Source organism: Paenibacillus sp. FSL H7-689, from assembly GCF_000517905.1.
In the GTDB taxonomy this organism is placed as follows: Bacteria; Bacillota; Bacilli; order Paenibacillales; family Paenibacillaceae; genus Paenibacillus; species Paenibacillus amylolyticus.
Window position 1 is genome coordinate 35,979 of record NZ_ASPU01000008.1, and the last position, 16,574, is coordinate 52,552.

At 45.3% G+C, this 16,574-nt stretch carries 31 protein-coding genes; all 31 read left to right on the forward strand.

Going from position 1 to position 16,574, the window contains the following annotated elements; all coding sequences use genetic code 11:
* Positions 1 to 10: 10 nt before the first annotated feature.
* The 31 genes from tuf to C170_RS05665 all read left to right on the forward strand — a co-directional run bounded on the left by tuf (position 11) and on the right by C170_RS05665 (position 16,561).
* A complete protein-coding gene (tuf, locus tag C170_RS05515) occupies positions 11 to 1,201 on the forward strand; it encodes an elongation factor Tu (protein WP_017692073.1) in 1,191 nt (396 codons plus the stop codon).
* 436 nt (positions 1,202 to 1,637) lie between these two features.
* A complete protein-coding gene (gene rpsJ, locus C170_RS05520; RefSeq protein ID WP_017692074.1) occupies positions 1,638 to 1,946 on the forward strand; it encodes a 30S ribosomal protein S10 in 309 nt (102 codons plus the stop codon).
* Positions 1,947 to 1,992: 46 nt separating this feature from the next.
* A complete protein-coding gene (gene rplC, locus C170_RS05525) occupies positions 1,993 to 2,616 on the forward strand; it encodes a 50S ribosomal protein L3 (RefSeq protein WP_017692075.1) in 624 nt (207 codons plus the stop codon).
* Positions 2,617 to 2,641: 25 nt separating this feature from the next.
* Positions 2,642 to 3,265, forward strand: a complete 624-nt coding sequence (rplD, locus tag C170_RS05530) for a 50S ribosomal protein L4 (RefSeq protein WP_017692076.1) — start codon at positions 2,642 to 2,644, stop codon at positions 3,263 to 3,265.
* Entirely contained in the window at positions 3,265 to 3,555 is a 291-nt protein-coding gene (rplW, locus tag C170_RS05535) for a 50S ribosomal protein L23 (protein ID WP_017692077.1), read from the forward strand. The genes rplD and rplW overlap by 1 nt, the downstream gene beginning before the upstream one ends.
* Positions 3,556 to 3,585: 30 nt before the next feature.
* Positions 3,586 to 4,416 carry a 50S ribosomal protein L2 gene (gene rplB / locus C170_RS05540; RefSeq protein ID WP_017692078.1) on the forward strand — a complete coding sequence of 277 codons (831 nt, stop codon included), beginning with the start codon at positions 3,586 to 3,588 and terminating at the stop codon, positions 4,414 to 4,416.
* A 71-nt stretch (positions 4,417 to 4,487) separates the two neighbouring features.
* Positions 4,488 to 4,766 (forward strand): 30S ribosomal protein S19, encoded by a 279-nt coding sequence (gene rpsS / locus C170_RS05545; protein ID WP_017692079.1) that lies wholly within the window; start codon positions 4,488 to 4,490, stop codon positions 4,764 to 4,766.
* Between the two features lie 35 nt (positions 4,767 to 4,801).
* A complete protein-coding gene (rplV, locus tag C170_RS05550; RefSeq protein ID WP_036607180.1) occupies positions 4,802 to 5,134 on the forward strand; it encodes a 50S ribosomal protein L22 in 333 nt (110 codons plus the stop codon).
* A 15-nt stretch (positions 5,135 to 5,149) separates the two neighbouring features.
* Positions 5,150 to 5,815, forward strand: coding sequence for a 30S ribosomal protein S3 (gene rpsC, locus C170_RS05555; RefSeq protein ID WP_036607182.1), 666 nt, complete (start codon positions 5,150 to 5,152; stop codon positions 5,813 to 5,815).
* Positions 5,816 to 5,817: 2 nt separating this feature from the next.
* The gene (rplP, locus tag C170_RS05560; protein ID WP_017692082.1) at positions 5,818 to 6,252 is read left to right on the forward strand and encodes a 50S ribosomal protein L16; all 435 of its coding nucleotides are present in this window, start codon (positions 5,818 to 5,820) and stop codon (positions 6,250 to 6,252) included.
* Positions 6,242 to 6,439, forward strand: coding sequence for a 50S ribosomal protein L29 (gene rpmC / locus C170_RS05565; protein WP_017692083.1), 198 nt, complete (start codon positions 6,242 to 6,244; stop codon positions 6,437 to 6,439). The genes rplP and rpmC overlap by 11 nt, the downstream gene beginning before the upstream one ends.
* 48 nt (positions 6,440 to 6,487) lie before the next feature.
* Entirely contained in the window at positions 6,488 to 6,754 is a 267-nt protein-coding gene (rpsQ, locus tag C170_RS05570; protein ID WP_017692084.1) for a 30S ribosomal protein S17, read from the forward strand.
* Between the two features lie 35 nt (positions 6,755 to 6,789).
* The gene (gene rplN / locus C170_RS05575) at positions 6,790 to 7,158 is read left to right on the forward strand and encodes a 50S ribosomal protein L14 (protein ID WP_017692085.1); all 369 of its coding nucleotides are present in this window, start codon (positions 6,790 to 6,792) and stop codon (positions 7,156 to 7,158) included.
* A gap of 39 nt (positions 7,159 to 7,197) precedes the next feature.
* A complete protein-coding gene (rplX, locus tag C170_RS05580) occupies positions 7,198 to 7,551 on the forward strand; it encodes a 50S ribosomal protein L24 (protein ID WP_017692086.1) in 354 nt (117 codons plus the stop codon).
* Between the two features lie 32 nt (positions 7,552 to 7,583).
* Positions 7,584 to 8,126, forward strand: coding sequence for a 50S ribosomal protein L5 (gene rplE, locus C170_RS05585; RefSeq protein WP_017692087.1), 543 nt, complete (start codon positions 7,584 to 7,586; stop codon positions 8,124 to 8,126).
* A 73-nt stretch (positions 8,127 to 8,199) separates the two neighbouring features.
* Positions 8,200 to 8,385, forward strand: a complete 186-nt coding sequence (locus C170_RS05590) for a type Z 30S ribosomal protein S14 (protein WP_013312154.1) — start codon at positions 8,200 to 8,202, stop codon at positions 8,383 to 8,385.
* Between the two features lie 32 nt (positions 8,386 to 8,417).
* On the forward strand, positions 8,418 to 8,816 hold the full coding sequence (gene rpsH, locus C170_RS05595) for a 30S ribosomal protein S8 (RefSeq protein ID WP_017692088.1): 399 nt from the start codon (positions 8,418 to 8,420) through the stop codon (positions 8,814 to 8,816).
* 30 nt (positions 8,817 to 8,846) lie between these two features.
* Positions 8,847 to 9,389, forward strand: a complete 543-nt coding sequence (gene rplF / locus C170_RS05600) for a 50S ribosomal protein L6 (protein ID WP_017692089.1) — start codon at positions 8,847 to 8,849, stop codon at positions 9,387 to 9,389.
* Positions 9,390 to 9,506: 117 nt separating this feature from the next.
* Positions 9,507 to 9,875, forward strand: coding sequence for a 50S ribosomal protein L18 (gene rplR, locus C170_RS05605; RefSeq protein ID WP_017692090.1), 369 nt, complete (start codon positions 9,507 to 9,509; stop codon positions 9,873 to 9,875).
* Positions 9,876 to 9,902: 27 nt separating this feature from the next.
* Positions 9,903 to 10,400, forward strand: coding sequence for a 30S ribosomal protein S5 (gene rpsE, locus C170_RS05610; protein WP_017692091.1), 498 nt, complete (start codon positions 9,903 to 9,905; stop codon positions 10,398 to 10,400).
* 13 nt (positions 10,401 to 10,413) lie between these two features.
* Positions 10,414 to 10,599, forward strand: a complete 186-nt coding sequence (rpmD, locus tag C170_RS05615; protein WP_017692092.1) for a 50S ribosomal protein L30 — start codon at positions 10,414 to 10,416, stop codon at positions 10,597 to 10,599.
* Between the two features lie 43 nt (positions 10,600 to 10,642).
* Complete coding sequence (rplO, locus tag C170_RS05620; RefSeq protein WP_017692093.1) at positions 10,643 to 11,083, forward strand: 50S ribosomal protein L15; 441 nt, start codon at positions 10,643 to 10,645, stop codon at positions 11,081 to 11,083.
* Positions 11,083 to 12,381 (forward strand): preprotein translocase subunit SecY, encoded by a 1,299-nt coding sequence (gene secY / locus C170_RS05625; protein WP_017692094.1) that lies wholly within the window; start codon positions 11,083 to 11,085, stop codon positions 12,379 to 12,381. The genes rplO and secY overlap by 1 nt, the downstream gene beginning before the upstream one ends.
* A 90-nt stretch (positions 12,382 to 12,471) precedes the next feature.
* The gene (locus C170_RS05630; RefSeq protein ID WP_036607188.1) at positions 12,472 to 13,116 is read left to right on the forward strand and encodes an adenylate kinase; all 645 of its coding nucleotides are present in this window, start codon (positions 12,472 to 12,474) and stop codon (positions 13,114 to 13,116) included.
* A 3-nt stretch (positions 13,117 to 13,119) separates the two neighbouring features.
* On the forward strand, positions 13,120 to 13,872 hold the full coding sequence (map, locus tag C170_RS05635; protein WP_036607191.1) for a type I methionyl aminopeptidase: 753 nt from the start codon (positions 13,120 to 13,122) through the stop codon (positions 13,870 to 13,872).
* A gap of 10 nt (positions 13,873 to 13,882) precedes the next feature.
* Positions 13,883 to 14,191, forward strand: coding sequence for a KOW domain-containing RNA-binding protein (locus C170_RS05640; protein ID WP_036607194.1), 309 nt, complete (start codon positions 13,883 to 13,885; stop codon positions 14,189 to 14,191).
* Between the two features lie 3 nt (positions 14,192 to 14,194).
* Complete coding sequence (gene infA / locus C170_RS05645) at positions 14,195 to 14,410, forward strand: translation initiation factor IF-1 (protein ID WP_017692098.1); 216 nt, start codon at positions 14,195 to 14,197, stop codon at positions 14,408 to 14,410.
* Between the two features lie 152 nt (positions 14,411 to 14,562).
* The gene (rpmJ, locus tag C170_RS05650; protein WP_003333770.1) at positions 14,563 to 14,676 is read left to right on the forward strand and encodes a 50S ribosomal protein L36; all 114 of its coding nucleotides are present in this window, start codon (positions 14,563 to 14,565) and stop codon (positions 14,674 to 14,676) included.
* A 20-nt stretch (positions 14,677 to 14,696) separates the two neighbouring features.
* Positions 14,697 to 15,065: a 30S ribosomal protein S13 gene (gene rpsM, locus C170_RS05655; protein WP_036607200.1), complete on the forward strand. Its 369-nt coding sequence runs from the start codon at positions 14,697 to 14,699 to the stop codon at positions 15,063 to 15,065.
* A 19-nt stretch (positions 15,066 to 15,084) separates the two neighbouring features.
* Entirely contained in the window at positions 15,085 to 15,480 is a 396-nt protein-coding gene (rpsK, locus tag C170_RS05660) for a 30S ribosomal protein S11 (protein WP_017692100.1), read from the forward strand.
* 136 nt (positions 15,481 to 15,616) lie between these two features.
* Positions 15,617 to 16,561, forward strand: a complete 945-nt coding sequence (locus C170_RS05665) for a DNA-directed RNA polymerase subunit alpha (RefSeq protein ID WP_017692101.1) — start codon at positions 15,617 to 15,619, stop codon at positions 16,559 to 16,561.
* Positions 16,562 to 16,574: the final 13 nt, after the last annotated feature.

A 16,574-nucleotide genomic window follows, 5' to 3' on the forward strand; every position in this document is an offset into this window, starting at 1 on the left:
CCACGTTCAAATGGCAAAGGCTAAATACGAACGTAATAAACCCCACGTTAACATCGGTACTATTGGTCACGTCGATCACGGTAAAACAACTCTGACTGCTGCAATCACAACTGTATTGTCCAAAACTTACGGTGGTGCTGCAATTGCATTCGACCAAATCGACAAAGCTCCAGAAGAGCGCGAACGCGGTATCACAATCTCCACATCACACGTTGAGTACGAAACTGACACTCGTCACTACGCTCACGTTGACTGCCCTGGTCACGCCGACTATGTTAAAAACATGATCACTGGCGCGGCTCAAATGGATGGAGCTATCTTGGTAGTATCCGCAGCAGACGGCCCAATGCCACAAACTCGTGAGCACATCTTGCTCTCCCGTCAAGTAGGCGTACCTTACATTGTTGTGTTCTTGAACAAATGTGACATGGTTGAAGACGAAGAGTTGTTGGAATTGGTTGAGATGGAAGTTCGCGACCTTCTTAACGAATATGAGTTCCCAGGTGACGATACTCCAATCACTCGTGGATCCGCTCGTGAAGCTCTGGCAAACCCAGATGGCGAATGGGCTCAAAAAATCGTTGAGATGTTCAAAGAGATCGACACTTACATCCCACTGCCTGAGCGTCAAACTGACAAGCCTTTCTTGATGCCTGTCGAGGACGTATTCTCCATCACTGGTCGTGGTACTGTTGCTACTGGCCGTGTAGAGCGTGGTACTGTTAAAGTCGGCGAAGAGATCGAAATCGTTGGTATCACTGAAGAAACTAAAAAATCCGTTGTAACAGGCGTTGAGATGTTCCGTAAATTGTTGGATTCCGCTCAAGCGGGTGACAACATCGGTGCATTGTTGCGTGGTGTTGACCGTACTCAAATCGAGCGTGGTCAAGTACTTGCAAAACCAGGTTCTGTTAAGCCACACACAGAATTCACAGCTCAAATCTACGTTCTGACTAAAGAAGAGGGCGGACGTCACAAACCATTCTTCACTGGTTACCGTCCACAGTTCTACTTCCGTACAACTGACGTAACAGGCATCATCAACTTGCCTGAAGGTACTGAAATGGTAATGCCTGGTGATAACATCACTGTTACTGTTTCCCTGATCTCCCCAATCGCGATTGAAGAAGGAACTAAATTCTCCATTCGTGAAGGCGGACGTACAGTAGGTGCCGGTTCCGTAGCATCTATCCAAAAATAATTTGGCTTAACGCTGAATAAAGCATATGTAACAGTGTACTGGAACGAGTAACATTGTATTGTAACGAAGCTTCGGAAGAGTTCTTTATCCGACATCGGATAGAGAACTCTTTTATTATGTTTAAAGTTCGGAACCTGCGTCATACGAAATGAACATCATTTACGTGTTTAGAAGGATTGGCAAGGCAGCCTGGATATTGAAGATTAACACTGCAATAAACGAAGTCATTTCATCAGAAAAGATAAGTTTAAATGTTTTTCTTAAATATGCTTGCAATACGCCTATCTTTTCTATATAATAATGAATGTTGTTCTGTGACGTTGCGATGATGTGAGAGGTTACTGGCACACCCGGCCCCTTTGCCATGGGAGAGTGGCTAGAAAATTTTCACGGAGTATGTCCGATAAAAAATTGGGCGATAGAAGGAGGGACTAAAATGGCAAAGCAAAAAATTCGTATTCGTTTGAAAGCTTACGACCACAGAATTCTTGATCAATCCGCGGAGAAAATTGTTGAAACAGCAAAACGTTCGGGTGCTGGTGTATCCGGTCCGATTCCGCTTCCTACTGAAAAACAAATCATTACTATTCTTCGTGCGGTGCACAAGTACAAGGATTCTCGGGAACAATTCGAACAACGTACACATAAACGTTTGATCGACATCGTTAACCCGACTCCACAAACTGTGGATGCCTTGATGCGCTTGGATCTGCCGTCCGGTGTAGATATCGAAATTAAATTGTAATACAAGCTACAACAAAGACCATGTATAAAGGAAAAGAGGTGTCAACATGAAAGCAATCTTAGGAAAAAAACTCGGAATGACTCAAGTATTTACTCCTGAAGGTAACGTCGTTCCAGTAACGGTTATCGAAGCAGGCCCTTGTGTTGTTTTGCAAAAGAAAGACATTGAGAACGATGGCTACGAAGCAATTCAAATCGGTTACTCCGATAAGAAAGAGAAAAATGCTAACAAGCCAGAAGCAGGTCACGCTAAAAAAGCGAACACTGCCCCTAAGCGCTACGTTCGTGAAGTTCGCGGTATCAACATCGCAGAATATGAAGTTGGCCAAGAACTGAAAGCTGACATTTTCGCTGAAGGCGAATTCGTTGACGTAACGGGTATTTCTAAAGGTAAAGGTTTTGCCGGCGTTATCAAACGTTGGGGACAAAGCACTGGACCTATGTCACACGGTTCGCGTTACCACCGTGGCCCTGGTTCAATGGGTTCGATCCAAGCTAACCGCGTTCCTAAAGGCAAACGCCTGCCAGGACACATGGGACATGATACTATTACAATCCAACGTCTTGAAGTAGTTAAAGTAGACGCTGAGCGTAACGTGTTGCTCGTGAAAGGTTCCATTCCTGGACCGAAAAACAGTCTCATTAGAGTTAAAGAAACGGTGAAAAAATAACCACTGAAGAAAGGAGGAACACAAAATGCCAAAAGTATCAGTTTACAATGTAGATGGTAGCCAAGTAGGCGAAGTTGAATTGAACGATGCGGTTTTCGGAATTGAGCCGAACCAACACGTTCTGTACGATGCAGTTCTTATGCAACGCGCTTCCCTTCGTCAAGGTACCCACAAAGTAAAAGGACGTTCTGAAGTTCGTGGCGGTGGACGTAAGCCTTGGAAACAAAAAGGTACAGGTCGCGCTCGTCAAGGTTCAATTCGTTCACCACAATGGAAAGGCGGCGGTATCGTATTTGGTCCAACACCACGGAGCTATGCGTATAAACTGCCTAAGAAAGTTCGCCGCTTGGCGATCAAATCAGCCCTTTCATCCAAAGTGCTTGACAATGACATTATCGTTTTGGACGCTCTCACGTTGAGCACGCCTAAAACTAAAGAATTTGCAGCCATCTTGAGTAACCTAAAAGTGGGACGCAAAGCTTTGATCGTAGCTCCTAGCTATGATGATAATGTAGCTCTTTCCGCACGGAATATTCCAGGCGTGAAATTCGTAGCTGCTGACGGTATTAATGTTCTTGACGTGCTCTCGCACGACAAATTGATCATTACGAAAGAAGCAGTTCAGAAGGTAGAGGAGGTGCTCGCGTAATGAAGGATCCTCGTGATATTGTAAAACGTCCGATTATTACGGAACGTACTGCTGACATGATGAACGACTTGAAATATGTATTTGAAGTCGATATCCGTGCAAACAAAACCGAGATCAAAAAGGCAGTAGAAGCTATTTTCAATGTAAAAGTGAAAAACGTGAACACGCTTCGTGTTCCAGCTAAGCCGAAACGGTACGGACGTTATTCCGGATATACTAGCGAATGGAAAAAAGCGTTTGTAACGTTGACAAAAGACAGCAAAACGCTTGAGTTCTTTGAAACTGTATAATTGAATTTTTGAAGTAAGGAGGGAAACCCAGTGCCAATCAAAAAGTATAAACCAACATCCCCGGCAAGACGGAACATGTCCGTTTCTACATTTGAGGAAATCACCACAAATCAGCCGGAGAAATCGTTGTTGGCCCCGTTGAGCAAACAAGCAGGCCGCAACAACCAAGGTAAAATTACAGTTCGTCACCATGGTGGTGGACACAAACGTAAATACCGTATCATTGACTTCAAACGTACTAAAGATGGAATACCGGGCCGCGTTGCTACGATTGAGTATGACCCGAACCGTACATCCAACATCGCTCTGATTCACTATGCTGATGGTGAAAAGCGTTATATCATCGCTCCTAAAGGTTTGAAAGTTGGAGATCAAGTGTTCTCCGGACCTGAATCAGACATCAAAATCGGTAACGCACTGCCACTCGAAAACATTCCAGTAGGTACCGTTATCCACAACATCGAGTTGAAACCAGGTAAAGGCGGACAATTGGTTCGTGCTGCTGGTACAGAAGCTCAATTGCTTGGTAAAGAAGAAAAATACGTTTCCGTTCGTCTCTCTTCCGGAGAAGTTCGTCGTATTTTGAAAGTTTGCCGCGCGACAATCGGATCTGTAGGTAACCAAGACCACGAGCTCATCAAAATCGGTAAAGCCGGTCGTAGCCGTTGGTTGGGTAAACGTCCTGAGGTTCGTGGTGTAGTAATGAACCCTAACGATCACCCACACGGTGGTGGTGAAGGTCGTGCTCCAATCGGACGTAAATCGCCAATGTCACCATGGGGTAAACCTACACTTGGTTACAAAACGCGTAAGAAAAATAAAGCTTCTGATAAATACATCATTCGCCGCCGCACGAAGTAATACACACTGTGCATAACTTCGTGAGGCATCTGCGGATGCATAATAGCTATGTTTGAAGGGAGGATCTCCACATGGGTCGCAGTTTGAAAAAAGGGCCATTCATTGATGGCTACATGCTTAAAAAGGTAGAAGAGATGGAAGCTTCAGGTAAGAAGAATGTGATCAAAACCTGGTCCCGTCGTTCTACAATTTTCCCGCAATTCATCGGACACACATTTGGCGTTTACGATGGTCGTAAACACGTGCCAGTGTATGTAACTGAGGACATGGTCGGACACAAACTGGGTGAGTTCGCTCCAACCCGTACGTACAAAGGCCATACTGCTGATGATAAGAAAACAAGAAGATAAATGAATATCTTTAATGTTTGAAAGGAGGTTACACAATGGAAGCAAAAGCACATGCTAAGTTTATCCGGATTGCTCCTCGTAAAGCTCAACTCGTTGTTGACTTGATTCGTGGCAAGCAAGTAGGTGAGGCGGTTGCCATTCTCCGTCACACTCCGAAATCTGCTTCTCCAATCGTTGAGAAGTTGCTTAACTCCGCTATTGCGAATGCGGAACATAACTATTCTTTGGATGTTAACAAATTGGTTATCTCGCAAGCTTACGTGAACCAAGGACCGACAATGAAACGTTTCCGCCCTCGTGCAATGGGACGTGCAAGTCGTATTAACAAACGTACTAGCCACATTACTTTGGTGGTATCTGAGAAGTAGAAGGAGGGGAAATGTGTGGGCCAAAAGGTAAATCCAGTCGGACTCCGTGTCGGAATTATCCGTGACTGGGAATCTAAGTGGTATGCAGGCAAAGACTTCGGTGATCTTTTGATGGAAGACGTGAGAATTCGTGAATTCCTGAAAAATAAATTGAAAGACTCCGCTTTATCTCGTGTAGAAATTGAGAGAGCGGCTAACCGCGTAAACGTAACGATTCACACTGCTAAACCAGGTATGGTTATTGGTAAGGGTGGTTCGGAAGTTGAAAATCTTCGTAACCAAATTACGAAAATTGCTGGCGGTAAAAAAGTACACATCAACATTTCTGAAATTAAGAACCAAGACTTGGACGCTGTTCTTGTAGCTGAAAGCATTGCACAACAATTGGAACGTCGTGTTTCTTTCCGTCGTGCTCTGAAACAAGCAATTCAAAGAACTATGCGCTCCGGTGCTAAAGGTATCAAAACTCAAGTAGGCGGACGTCTTGGCGGTGCTGAGATCGCACGTTCTGAAGGCTACAGCGAAGGAACTGTTCCACTGCACACACTGCGTGCTGACATTGACTACGGTACAGCAGAGGCTCATACTACTTACGGACTTATCGGCGTAAAAGTATGGATCTATCGTGGAGAGGTTCTTCCTACGGCTAAGAAACAAGCTGCTAAGGAAGGAGGCAACTAATCATGTTGGTACCAAAACGCGTAAAACACCGTAAGCAACAACGTGGACATATGAAAGGCCAAGCTAAAGGCGGAACGACTCTGAACTTTGGCGAATACGGTCTGCAAGCTACGGAACCGGCTTGGATTACGAACCGTCAAATCGAAGCGGCTCGTATTGCGATGACTCGTTACATCAAACGTGGTGGTAAAGTTTGGATCAAAATTTTCCCAGACAAACCAATCACTCAAAAGCCTCTCGAGGTTCGGATGGGTAGCGGTAAAGGTAACGTAGAAAAATGGGTTGCAGTAGTGAAACCAGGTAAGATCATGTTTGAACTTGCTGGTGTACCGGAGGAAATTGCACGCGAAGCAATGCGTCTTGCCGCTCACAAACTGCCAATCAAAACGAAGTTCGTGAAACGTGAAGAATTGGGTGGTGAAGCAAATGAAAGCTAGTGAATTTCGCAACCTAACCTCTGCTGAAATCGAGCAAAAGATTGCCGGATTTAAAGAAGAACTCTTTAACCTCCGCTTTCAATTAGCTACCGGTCAGCTGGATAACCCGACTCGCATCCGTGATGTGCGGAAAGAAATAGCTCGTGCTAAAACCATTATCCGTGAGAGAGAATTGGGAATCGGTTAATTAGGGATAGGATGGACAATCCGTCCGTAATCAGGAAGGAGGCCAACAATGAGCGAAGAACGTAACGCACGTAAAGTGCAAACTGGTAAAGTGGTCAGCGATAAAATGGACAAAACGATTGTTGTTGCTGTAGAAACTTACAAAAAACACAACTTGTACCATAAACGCATTAAGGTTACTAAAAAATTCAAAGCGCATGACGAAGAAAACACTGCGAAAATCGGTGACACGGTGAAAATCATGGAGACTCGTCCGCTTTCGAAAGATAAACGCTGGAGACTTACTGAAATCGTAGAAAAAGCGGTTATCATCTAATGCATCAGCAGCATTGCTGAAAGGAGGAATACTAAATGATTCAACCATTTACACGTTTGACTGTGGCCGACAACTCCGGTGCGAAGGAACTGATGTGTATCCGCGTACTCGGCGGTACGGGACGTCGTACAGCTCAAATCGGTGATCTGATCGTTTGTTCTGTTAAACAAGCAACACCAGGCGGCGTTGTCAAAAAAGGTGATGTAGTTAGAGCGGTTGTCGTTCGTACGAAACGTTCTGTACGTCGTAAAGACGGTTCCTACATCGGTTTTGATGAAAATGCAGCGGTTGTTGTAAAAGACGACAGAAGCCCACGTGGAACACGTATTTTCGGACCAGTTGCTCGCGAACTTCGCGATAAAGACTTCATGAAAATCGTTTCCTTGGCTCCAGAAGTTATCTAAAGCTTAATCTCGTGATGTTAGAAACAGGAGGTGTACGAAATGCCAAGAGTGAAAAAAGTTCTGGAATCCCATAACAACAAACTTCACGTTAAAAAGGAAGATACGGTTATGGTGATCAGCGGTAAAGACAAAGGTAAAAAAGGCCGTGTCATCGCTGCTTATCCTCGTGAGAACCGCGTCCTTGTGGAAGGTGTTAACATGGTGAAAAAACACCAGAAGCCTAACCAGCAAAATCCGCAAGGCGGCATTATCGAGAAGGAAGCTCCGATTCACGTTTCCAACGTAATGCACATCGATCCGAAGAGCGGAAAAGTAACCCGTGTAGGTTACAAAGTTTTGGATAACGGTAAGAAAGTGCGCGTTGCTAAACGTTCCGGAGAAATTATCGACTAATTGAACCGAATGAGAAAGGAGGGCTATGATTCATGGCATCAAGAATGAAAGAACGTTACCTGCAAGAAATCGCTCCTGCTTTGATGCAGAAGTTTAACTATACAACGGTAATGCAAGTGCCGAAAATCGAGAAAATCGTTATCAACATGGGTGTGGGCGATGCTGTCCAAAACTCTAAAGTGTTGGATTCTGCAGTAAACGATTTGCAACTGATCGCGGGTCAAAAACCTGTAATCACTCGTGCTAAAAAATCTATCGCAGGTTTCAAACTGCGTGAGAATATGCCTATCGGTGCGAAAGTTACATTACGCGGTGAGCGTATGTACTTCTTCCTAGATAAGCTGCTCAACGTAACGCTTCCTCGTGTCCGCGACTTCCGCGGTGTATCGAGTAATGCTTTTGATGGACGTGGTAACTATACACTGGGTCTGAAAGAGCAATTGATCTTCCCGGAGATCGAATACGATAAAGTTGATAAAGTCCGCGGTATGGATATTGTCATTGTAACAACGGCGAAAACAGACGAAGAGTCCCGTGAATTGCTTACGCAAATGGGAATGCCTTTCGTTAAGTAATGTTGGCATAACGTTTCCGGGTGTCTGGAAAGACTCCCTTTTCTCCGAAATTATTTAGGAGGTGTCAGGCTAAGTGGCAAAAACTTCGATGAAAGTTAAACAACAACGTACACCTAAGTTTAAAGTACGTGCATATACACGCTGTGAGCGTTGCGGACGTCCACATTCGGTCCTGCAAAAGTTCAAAATTTGCAGAATTTGTTTCCGTGAATTAGCTTATAAAGGCCAGATCCCTGGCGTGAAAAAAGCAAGCTGGTAAAAAGTCCTGAACGGGAAGGAGGTTAACTCACAATGACTATGTCTGATCCAATTGCAGATATGCTTACTCGTATTCGTAACGCGAACACTGTTCGTCACGAAACGGTAGAAATGCCTGCTTCAACAATGAAAAAACAAATCGCCGATATCCTGAAGCGTGAAGGTTTCATCCGTGACGCTGAAGTTATCGATGATAACAAACAAGGGATTATCCGTGTTTTCCTGAAATACGGTCAAAATAACGAGCGCGTTATCACTGGTCTGAAAAGAATCAGTAAACCTGGTCTTCGTGTTTACACGAAAAGCAACGAAGTACCTCGTGTACTTGGTGGCCTGGGAATCGCGATCATCTCGACATCTAAAGGTATCATGACGGACAAAGAAGCTCGTCAATCGAAATCCGGCGGAGAAGTCGTTTGCTACGTTTGGTAATATAACGTCACAAGATAGGAGGTGCAACATATGTCTCGTATTGGTCGCAAACCAATCACAGTACCAAGTGGTGTAGACATCACCCTGGACAACACCGTTATTACGGTAAAAGGACCTAAAGGAACTTTGACTCGTGAGCTTCATAAAGACATGAAGGTTACAGTTGAAAATAACGAAATCACAGTTGTGCGTCCTTCCGATAACAAAACTCACCGTTCTTTGCACGGCACAACGCGTAGCGTTGTAAACAATATGGTGAGCGGCGTTACTGAAGGATTCGCGAAATCTCTGGAATTGGTTGGGGTCGGATATCGTGCAAGCAAATCCGGAGATAAAATCGTTCTGAACGTTGGTTACTCTCACCCGGTTGAAATTACACCGGAAGCGGGAATCGAATTCGAAGTACCTTCGAATACAAAAATCATCGTTCGCGGAATTGACAAAGAGCGTGTAGGTGCTTACGCTGCTAAAATCCGTTCCGTACGTGAACCTGAGCCGTACAAAGGTAAAGGTATTAAATATGAAGGCGAGCGTATCATCCGTAAGGAAGGTAAAGCCGGTAAGAAGAAATAAGATTTCTCTTACCGCCTTTGCGCGGCTTTCGGCTTGCTTGCTTCGTGTGTTTCTAATATACCCCGTGGCTTCTGCTTTGAAGCCAGCGAGGTAACCTGAAAGGAGTGAATCTTTGAGATGATTACGAAACCAGATAAAAATAAGGCTCGTCTGAAAAGACACCTTCGTGTTCGTAAGAAAATCCAAGGAACGGCAGCACGTCCTCGTTTGAACGTATTCCGTTCTGGTAAACATATGTATGCTCAAATCATCGATGATGTTGCTGGTGTAACAATCGCTTCCGCGTCTACCGTAGACAAAGAATTGAGCACTGACATCAAAAATGGTGCATCTGTTGAATCAGCTCGTAAAGTTGGCGAACTCGTTGCTAAACGTGCGAAAGACAAAGGTGTTTCCAACATCGTATTTGACCGTAGCGGTTATCTGTACCATGGTCGTATCGCAGCATTGGCTGAAGCGGCTCGTGAAGCAGGACTTGAGTTTTAAGATATTTTTCAAAAGGAGGTTAACGACTTGCGTGTAGATCCGAATACTTTGGAACTGACTGAAAGAGTTGTAAATATTAATCGCGTAGCTAAAGTAGTAAAAGGCGGACGCCGTTTCAGCTTTAGCGCACTGGTTGTAGTCGGCGACGGCAACGGCTGGGTTGGAGCTGGTATCGGTAAAGCGGGCGAAGTACCTGATGCAATTCGCAAAGGTATTGAAGACGCTAAGAAAAACCTTGTACACGTTCCACTCGTAGGAACATCGATTCCTCACTTGGTAACAGGTAAGTTCGGCGCAGGACGCGTGCTGTTGAAACCAGCATCTGAAGGTACTGGTGTTATCGCTGGTGGTCCTGTACGTGCGGTTCTCGAACTTGCTGGTGTAGGTGACATTTTGACAAAATCTCTGGGTTCTTCGAATTCCATGAACATGGTCAATGCGACTTTGGAAGGTTTGTCCCGTTTGAAGCGTGCTGAAGACGTGGCTAAACTGCGCGGAAAATCCGTCGAAGAGCTTCTGGGTTAAGGAGGGAATTCTCATGGCTAAATTAGAAATTACCCTCGTCCGCAGCTTGATCGGACGTCCGGAGACGCAAAGAACAACTGTGAAAACATTGGGTTTGCGCAAAATCAATAGCAAAGTGGTACAAAACGATAATCCTGCCATCCGTGGTATGATTAACAAAGTAAGCCACTTGGTTGCTGTTAAAGAAGTAGAAGCTTAATATCGGGTTAATCCCACAAATCTTTAAGGAGGTGCAACGAACGATGAAGTTACATGAGCTTTCACCATCTCCTGGATCCCGCAAAGAACGTAAACGTCTTGGTCGCGGTCCAAGTAGTGGTACAGGTAAAACATCAGGTCGCGGTCACAAAGGACAAAATTCTCGTTCTGGCGGTGGAGTACGTCCAGGCTTCGAAGGTGGACAAAATCCATTGTATCGTCGCTTGCCAAAACGTGGTTTTGTAAACCCAACTCGCAAAGAATATGCAGTTGTGAATACTGAAGACCTGAACAGTTTTGCTGCGGGTACTGAAGTAACTCCAGAATTCTTGATGACGAACGGCGTAGTTAAAAACGCTAAATCCGGAATCAAAATCCTGGGTAACGGTGATGTCACTGTGAAGCTGACTGTTAAAGCTAACAAGTTTTCTCAATCTGCTATTGAGAAAATTGAAGCTGCCGGCGGTACAACCGAGGTGATTTAATGTTCAAGACCCTAAAGAATATCTGGCGGGTTGAAGATCTGCGCAAAAGGGTATTATTTACCCTTTTTGTACTGATCATTTACCGCATCGGCTCCTTTGTTCCCGTACCGGGAGTTAACAAAGATGTGTTCGAAGCGACAAATTCTGCGGGTAAAGAAGTTTTTGGACTTCTCAATACGTTCTCGGGTGGAGCGCTCTTCCAGTTCTCGATATTTGCGCTCGGGATCGTGCCTTACATCACTGCGTCTATCATAGTACAGTTGCTTTCCATGGACGTTATTCCTAAATTAGCGGAGTGGGCAAAGCAAGGTGAACAAGGTAAGAAGAAATCTGCACAATTGACCCGTTATTTAACGATTGGCCTGGCATTGATTCAAGCGTTTGGTACGTCGATCGGATTCAACCGCTTGTACAATACAGACATGATTCCTAACGCTACATTTGCAGATTATATCTTGATCGCGATTGTACTTACGGCCGGTACTTCATTCCTGATGTGGCTTGGTGAGCAGATCACCGAGAAGGGCATAGGAAACGGGATTTCGATCTTGATCTTTGCGGGTATCCTATCTACGGTGCCTAACATTATCAAACAAACGATCGAATCCGACTTCATTCAACCTGACCAACTGTTTATGAATATTCTTAAAGGTGTTATCATCGCAATTGTTATTGTGTTGATCATCATAGGGGTCATTTACATTCAGCAGGCGATTCGGAAAATTCCGGTACAGTACGCTAAACGTGTCGTAGGTAACAAAATGTACGGTGGACAGAATACACATATCCCGCTGAAAATTAATGCAGCAGGTGTTATCCCTGTCATCTTCGCATCATCGTTGTTGATGTTCCCGACGATCATCGCCAACTTCTGGGCAGATCGCCTTTGGGCACAGTGGATCGGACAGAACCTGACTACACACAAACCTCTGGGTATGTTGTTGTATGTCGTGATGATCTTCGGTTTCACATTCTTCTATACTTTCGTACAGATGAATCCACAGCAGATGGCTGATAATATGAAAAAGAACGGCGGTTACATCCCAGGCATTCGCCCGGGTAAAGCAACCGAGAAATATCTGACCCGTGTCATGACTCGTTTGACAATGGCCGGTGCCATGTTCTTGGCAGTCATTTCCGTTCTGCCTGTAATCTTGGGGGCACTGTCTGGTTTGCCTCAATCTGCGCAAATTGGAGGAACATCCCTCCTGATCGTTATCGGTGTTGCGCTGGATACGATGAAGCAAATCGAAAGCCAATTGATCAAACGCCACTACAAAGGTTTTATCAATAAATAGGCAATAGGTACCGGTCGAGTGAAGATTTACTTGCCGGCACCTATTGTGCTGTTTGTTGATGTAGGGTAGTCTTGGAGGGAGTGACATAACGTGAACATCCTATTCATGGGCCCTCCGGGGGCAGGAAAAGGAACGCAAGCAGACGTCATCGTGAAAGAGTTCGGTATTCCCCATATCTCAACAGGCGATGCATTTCGTCTCGCGATCAAACAGGGAACTCCCATTGGCATGAAAGCCAAGGAATATATGGATCAAGGATTGCTTGTACCAGATGATGTAACCATTGGCATCGTTGAAGAACGTTTGCAGCAGCCTGACTGCAGAGAAGGTTTCCTCTTGGACGGATTTCCAAGAACCCTTTCGCAAGCAGAAGCGCTCGATGGCATTCTGGATCGATTGAACTCAGGTCTCGATCATGTAATCAACCTGAAAGTGGATCGCAACAAATTGCTCGCTCGTTTGACGGGTCGTCGAATTTGTAAAAACTGTGGTTCCACTTATCATGTGGTATTCAATCCGCCTAAGCAGGAAGGTATTTGTGATAAATGCGCTGGTGAGTTGTATCAACGCTCTGATGATAATGAAGAGAGTGTAGGTACACGACTGGACGAGTATATCAACAAAACAGCACCACTCCTCACGTTCTATGAGACTAAAGGTCTTCTTCGTCAAATGAACGGAGAACAGGATATCGATCAAGTTTCTCAAGAAATCGTGTCCTTACTGAGAGGTTAATTGATGATCATTGGTAAGTCCGAAACGGAACTGGGCTTGATGAGGGAAGCAGGGAGAATTGTTGCGGAAACGCATCGTCTCTTGGCAGAGCATATCGCTCCCGGTATTACGACTGGAGAACTTGACCATATGGCTGATCAATATATCCGCAGTCAAGGAGCTGTGCCGTCTTTCAAAGGTTATAACGGTTTCCCTGCCAGTGTGTGCGCTTCAGTCAATGAAGAGTTGGTACATGGATTTCCCGGCAAACGCAAGTTGAACGAGGGCGATATCGTTACGTTTGACATTGGCGCGCAGTACCAGGGGTATCATGGAGATTCCGCCTGGACTTATCCGGTCGGCCGTATTTCCGAAGAAGCCCGTCGTCTTCTGGACGTTACCGAGGCTTCGTTATACGCAGGTCTGGCGCTGGTAAAACCGGACGTTCGCTTGTTTACAATATCTCATGCGATTCAGAAATATATTGAAGATGAAGGGTTCTCCGTAGTTCGTGAATATGTCGGTCACGGCATAGGCGCAGATCTGCACGAAGAACCACAGATTCCGAACTATGGTCTTCCCGATCGGGGACCACGGCTTAAAGCGGGCATGGTGCTGGCCATAGAGCCGATGGTTAACGTAGGTAGACGGTATGTGAAAACGTTGGAAGATAACTGGACTGTCGTCACGGTTGATGGTAAGTTATGTGCACACTTTGAACACACCGTAGCAGTTACACCAGATGGTATGGAAATTTTCACGAAACTGAATGCGTAGGTGATGAGGCATGAACAGTCAGTCTAATCCGCAGCTCGGTCAACTTGTGAAGATCCGTAAAGGCCGCAATGCGGACCAAGCCGCAGTAATTGTTGCTATAGCGGACGGTAAGTTCGTATATATTGCGGATGGAGACAAACGTAAGTTTGATCAACCAAAGAAGAAGAATCTTCTTCATCTTGAGCTCCAGCCCATGATTAGCAGCGAGGTTGTGAACAGTTTAAACGAGAGTGGTCGGGTGACAAATGGAAAGCTCCGTTACGCGGTTCATTCATTTCTGGAATCCACCAACATTCAAGCTGAAGAGAAAGGAGACTGACTAATGGCTAAGGAAGATGTCATTGAAGTGGAAGGTACGGTTCTCGAACCGCTACCGAATGCAACATTCAAGGTTGAGCTTGAGAACGGTCATCAAATTCTCGCTCACGTTTCCGGAAAACTGCGGATGCACTTTATCCGTATCCTGACTGGAGACAAAGTAGTTGTTCAGTTGTCGCCTTATGATTTAACAAAAGGTCGCATAACTTACCGTAAATAGTAGTAGACAGTTGCAATGAACTGTGAAGCTTATGTAGCGGGTTTTGCCCGGCAAAACTTGCGAAAGCTTCGAAGCCGGTTTTACAATAGTAGAACAAGGTCAATGCTTACGAAGAGGGTTTTGCTTAGCAAAACTTTGAGGAGGTAATTCACATGAAGGTAAGACCTTCGGTCAAGCCGATTTGCGAAAAGTGCAAAGTCATTCGCCGCAAAGGGAATGTTATGGTTATCTGTGAAAATCCGAAACACAAACAAAAACAAGGTTAAAGAAGGGGGTGTAGCGTAAAATGGCACGTATATCTGGTGTGGATTTGCCACGTGATAAGCGCGTTGAGATCGCCTTGACTTATATTTTCGGAATCGGTAAAACGACTTCCCAGAAAATTCTGAGCACAACAGGCATCAATCCGGACACTCGTGTTCGTGATTTGACGGAAGATGAAGTCAGCAAATTGCGTGAAAGTATCGATAAAGAGGTCAAAGTAGAAGGTGACCTGCGTCGAGAAATCTCTTTGAATATTAAACGTTTGACGGAGATCGGTTGTTACCGTGGAGTTCGTCATCGTCGTGGTCTGCCTGTTCGTGGACAACGTACGAAAACGAATGCTCGTACTCGTAAAGGTCCTCGTCGTACAGTAGCGAACAAGAAGAAATAATAAGGGGGGATAAGAGAAAATGGCTAAACCGAAAAAAGTCGTACGTACTAAACGTCGTGACCGTAAGAATATTGAATCTGGCGTGGCGCATATCCGTTCCACTTTCAATAACACTATCGTTACTATTACGGATCCTCACGGAAACGCAATTTCGTGGGCAAGCTCCGGCGGCCTCGGATTCAGAGGTTCCCGTAAATCGACTCCGTTTGCTGCACAAATGGCTGCTGAGACTGCTGCCAAAGCTGCAATGGAACATGGGATGAAAGCCGTTGAGGTTATGGTTAAAGGACCAGGCGCAGGCCGTGAAGCAGCGATCCGCTCTTTGCAAGCTGCTGGTCTTGAAGTTAACCTGATCAAAGACGTAACTCCAGTCCCGCATAACGGATGCCGTCCTCCAAAACGTCGTCGTGTCTAATGAGATTTGCCCCTGCGTGTGGTATATTTCCGGCACAATCTGCTAATAATGGTTGTTTAGGCATACTACTACATGTTTTCGCAAGAGAAGGTAAATGTTTCATAGAGGACCGACGTTTTGAAGGAGGGGTATTGCAGTGATTGAAATCGAAAAGCCGAAAATTGAGACGGTAGACGTCAACGATGATGGCACCTATGGGAAATTCGTAGTAGAACCGCTTGAGCGCGGATACGGTACGACGCTTGGAAACTCGCTTCGCCGAATCTTGCTCTCGTCACTGCCGGGTGCGGCAGTGTCTTCGGTTCAAATCGATGGCGTTCTGCATGAATTTGCTACAGTTCCTGGCGTAATGGAAGATGTAACGGAGGTTATTCTTAACCTGAAAGCTTTGTCGCTTAAGATTCATTCAGACGAGGAGAAAGTGCTCGAGATTGATGCTGAAGGCGAAGGGGCAATTACGGCTGGAGATATCCGTGCTGACTCCGATGTGGAAATCCTTAACCCGGATTTGCACATTGCTACGCTCGGACCAGGTTCGAGACTTCACATGCGTATTTTTGCCAATCGCGGTCGCGGCTACGTCCAGGCAGATCGGAATAAACGCGATGACCAGCCGATCGGCGTCATCCCAGTCGATTCCATCTTCACCCCGATCAGTCGCGTTAACTACGCTGTGGAAAATACGCGTGTCGGTCAAGTGACCAACTATGACAAGCTTACGTTGGAAGTTTGGACTGATGGAAGTATTCGTCCTGAAGAGGCTGTAAGCCTCGGCGCTAAAATTTTGACTGAGCATTTGATGCTCTTCGTGGGTCTTACAGACGAAGCGAAAGATGCAGAAATCATGGTCGAAAAAGAAGAAGACAAAAAAGAAAAAGTACTCGAAATGACGATCGAAGAGCTGGATCTCTCTGTTCGTTCCTACAACTGCCTCAAACGTGCCGGTATTAATACCGTGCAAGAGCTGACTACGAAAACGGAAGAAGACATGATGAAAGTCCGTAACCTCGGACGCAAGTCTTTGGAAGAAGTTCAAGAGAAGCTTGAGGAACTTGGTTTGGGACTCCGTACAGAAGAATAGACAGCCGAGTGCT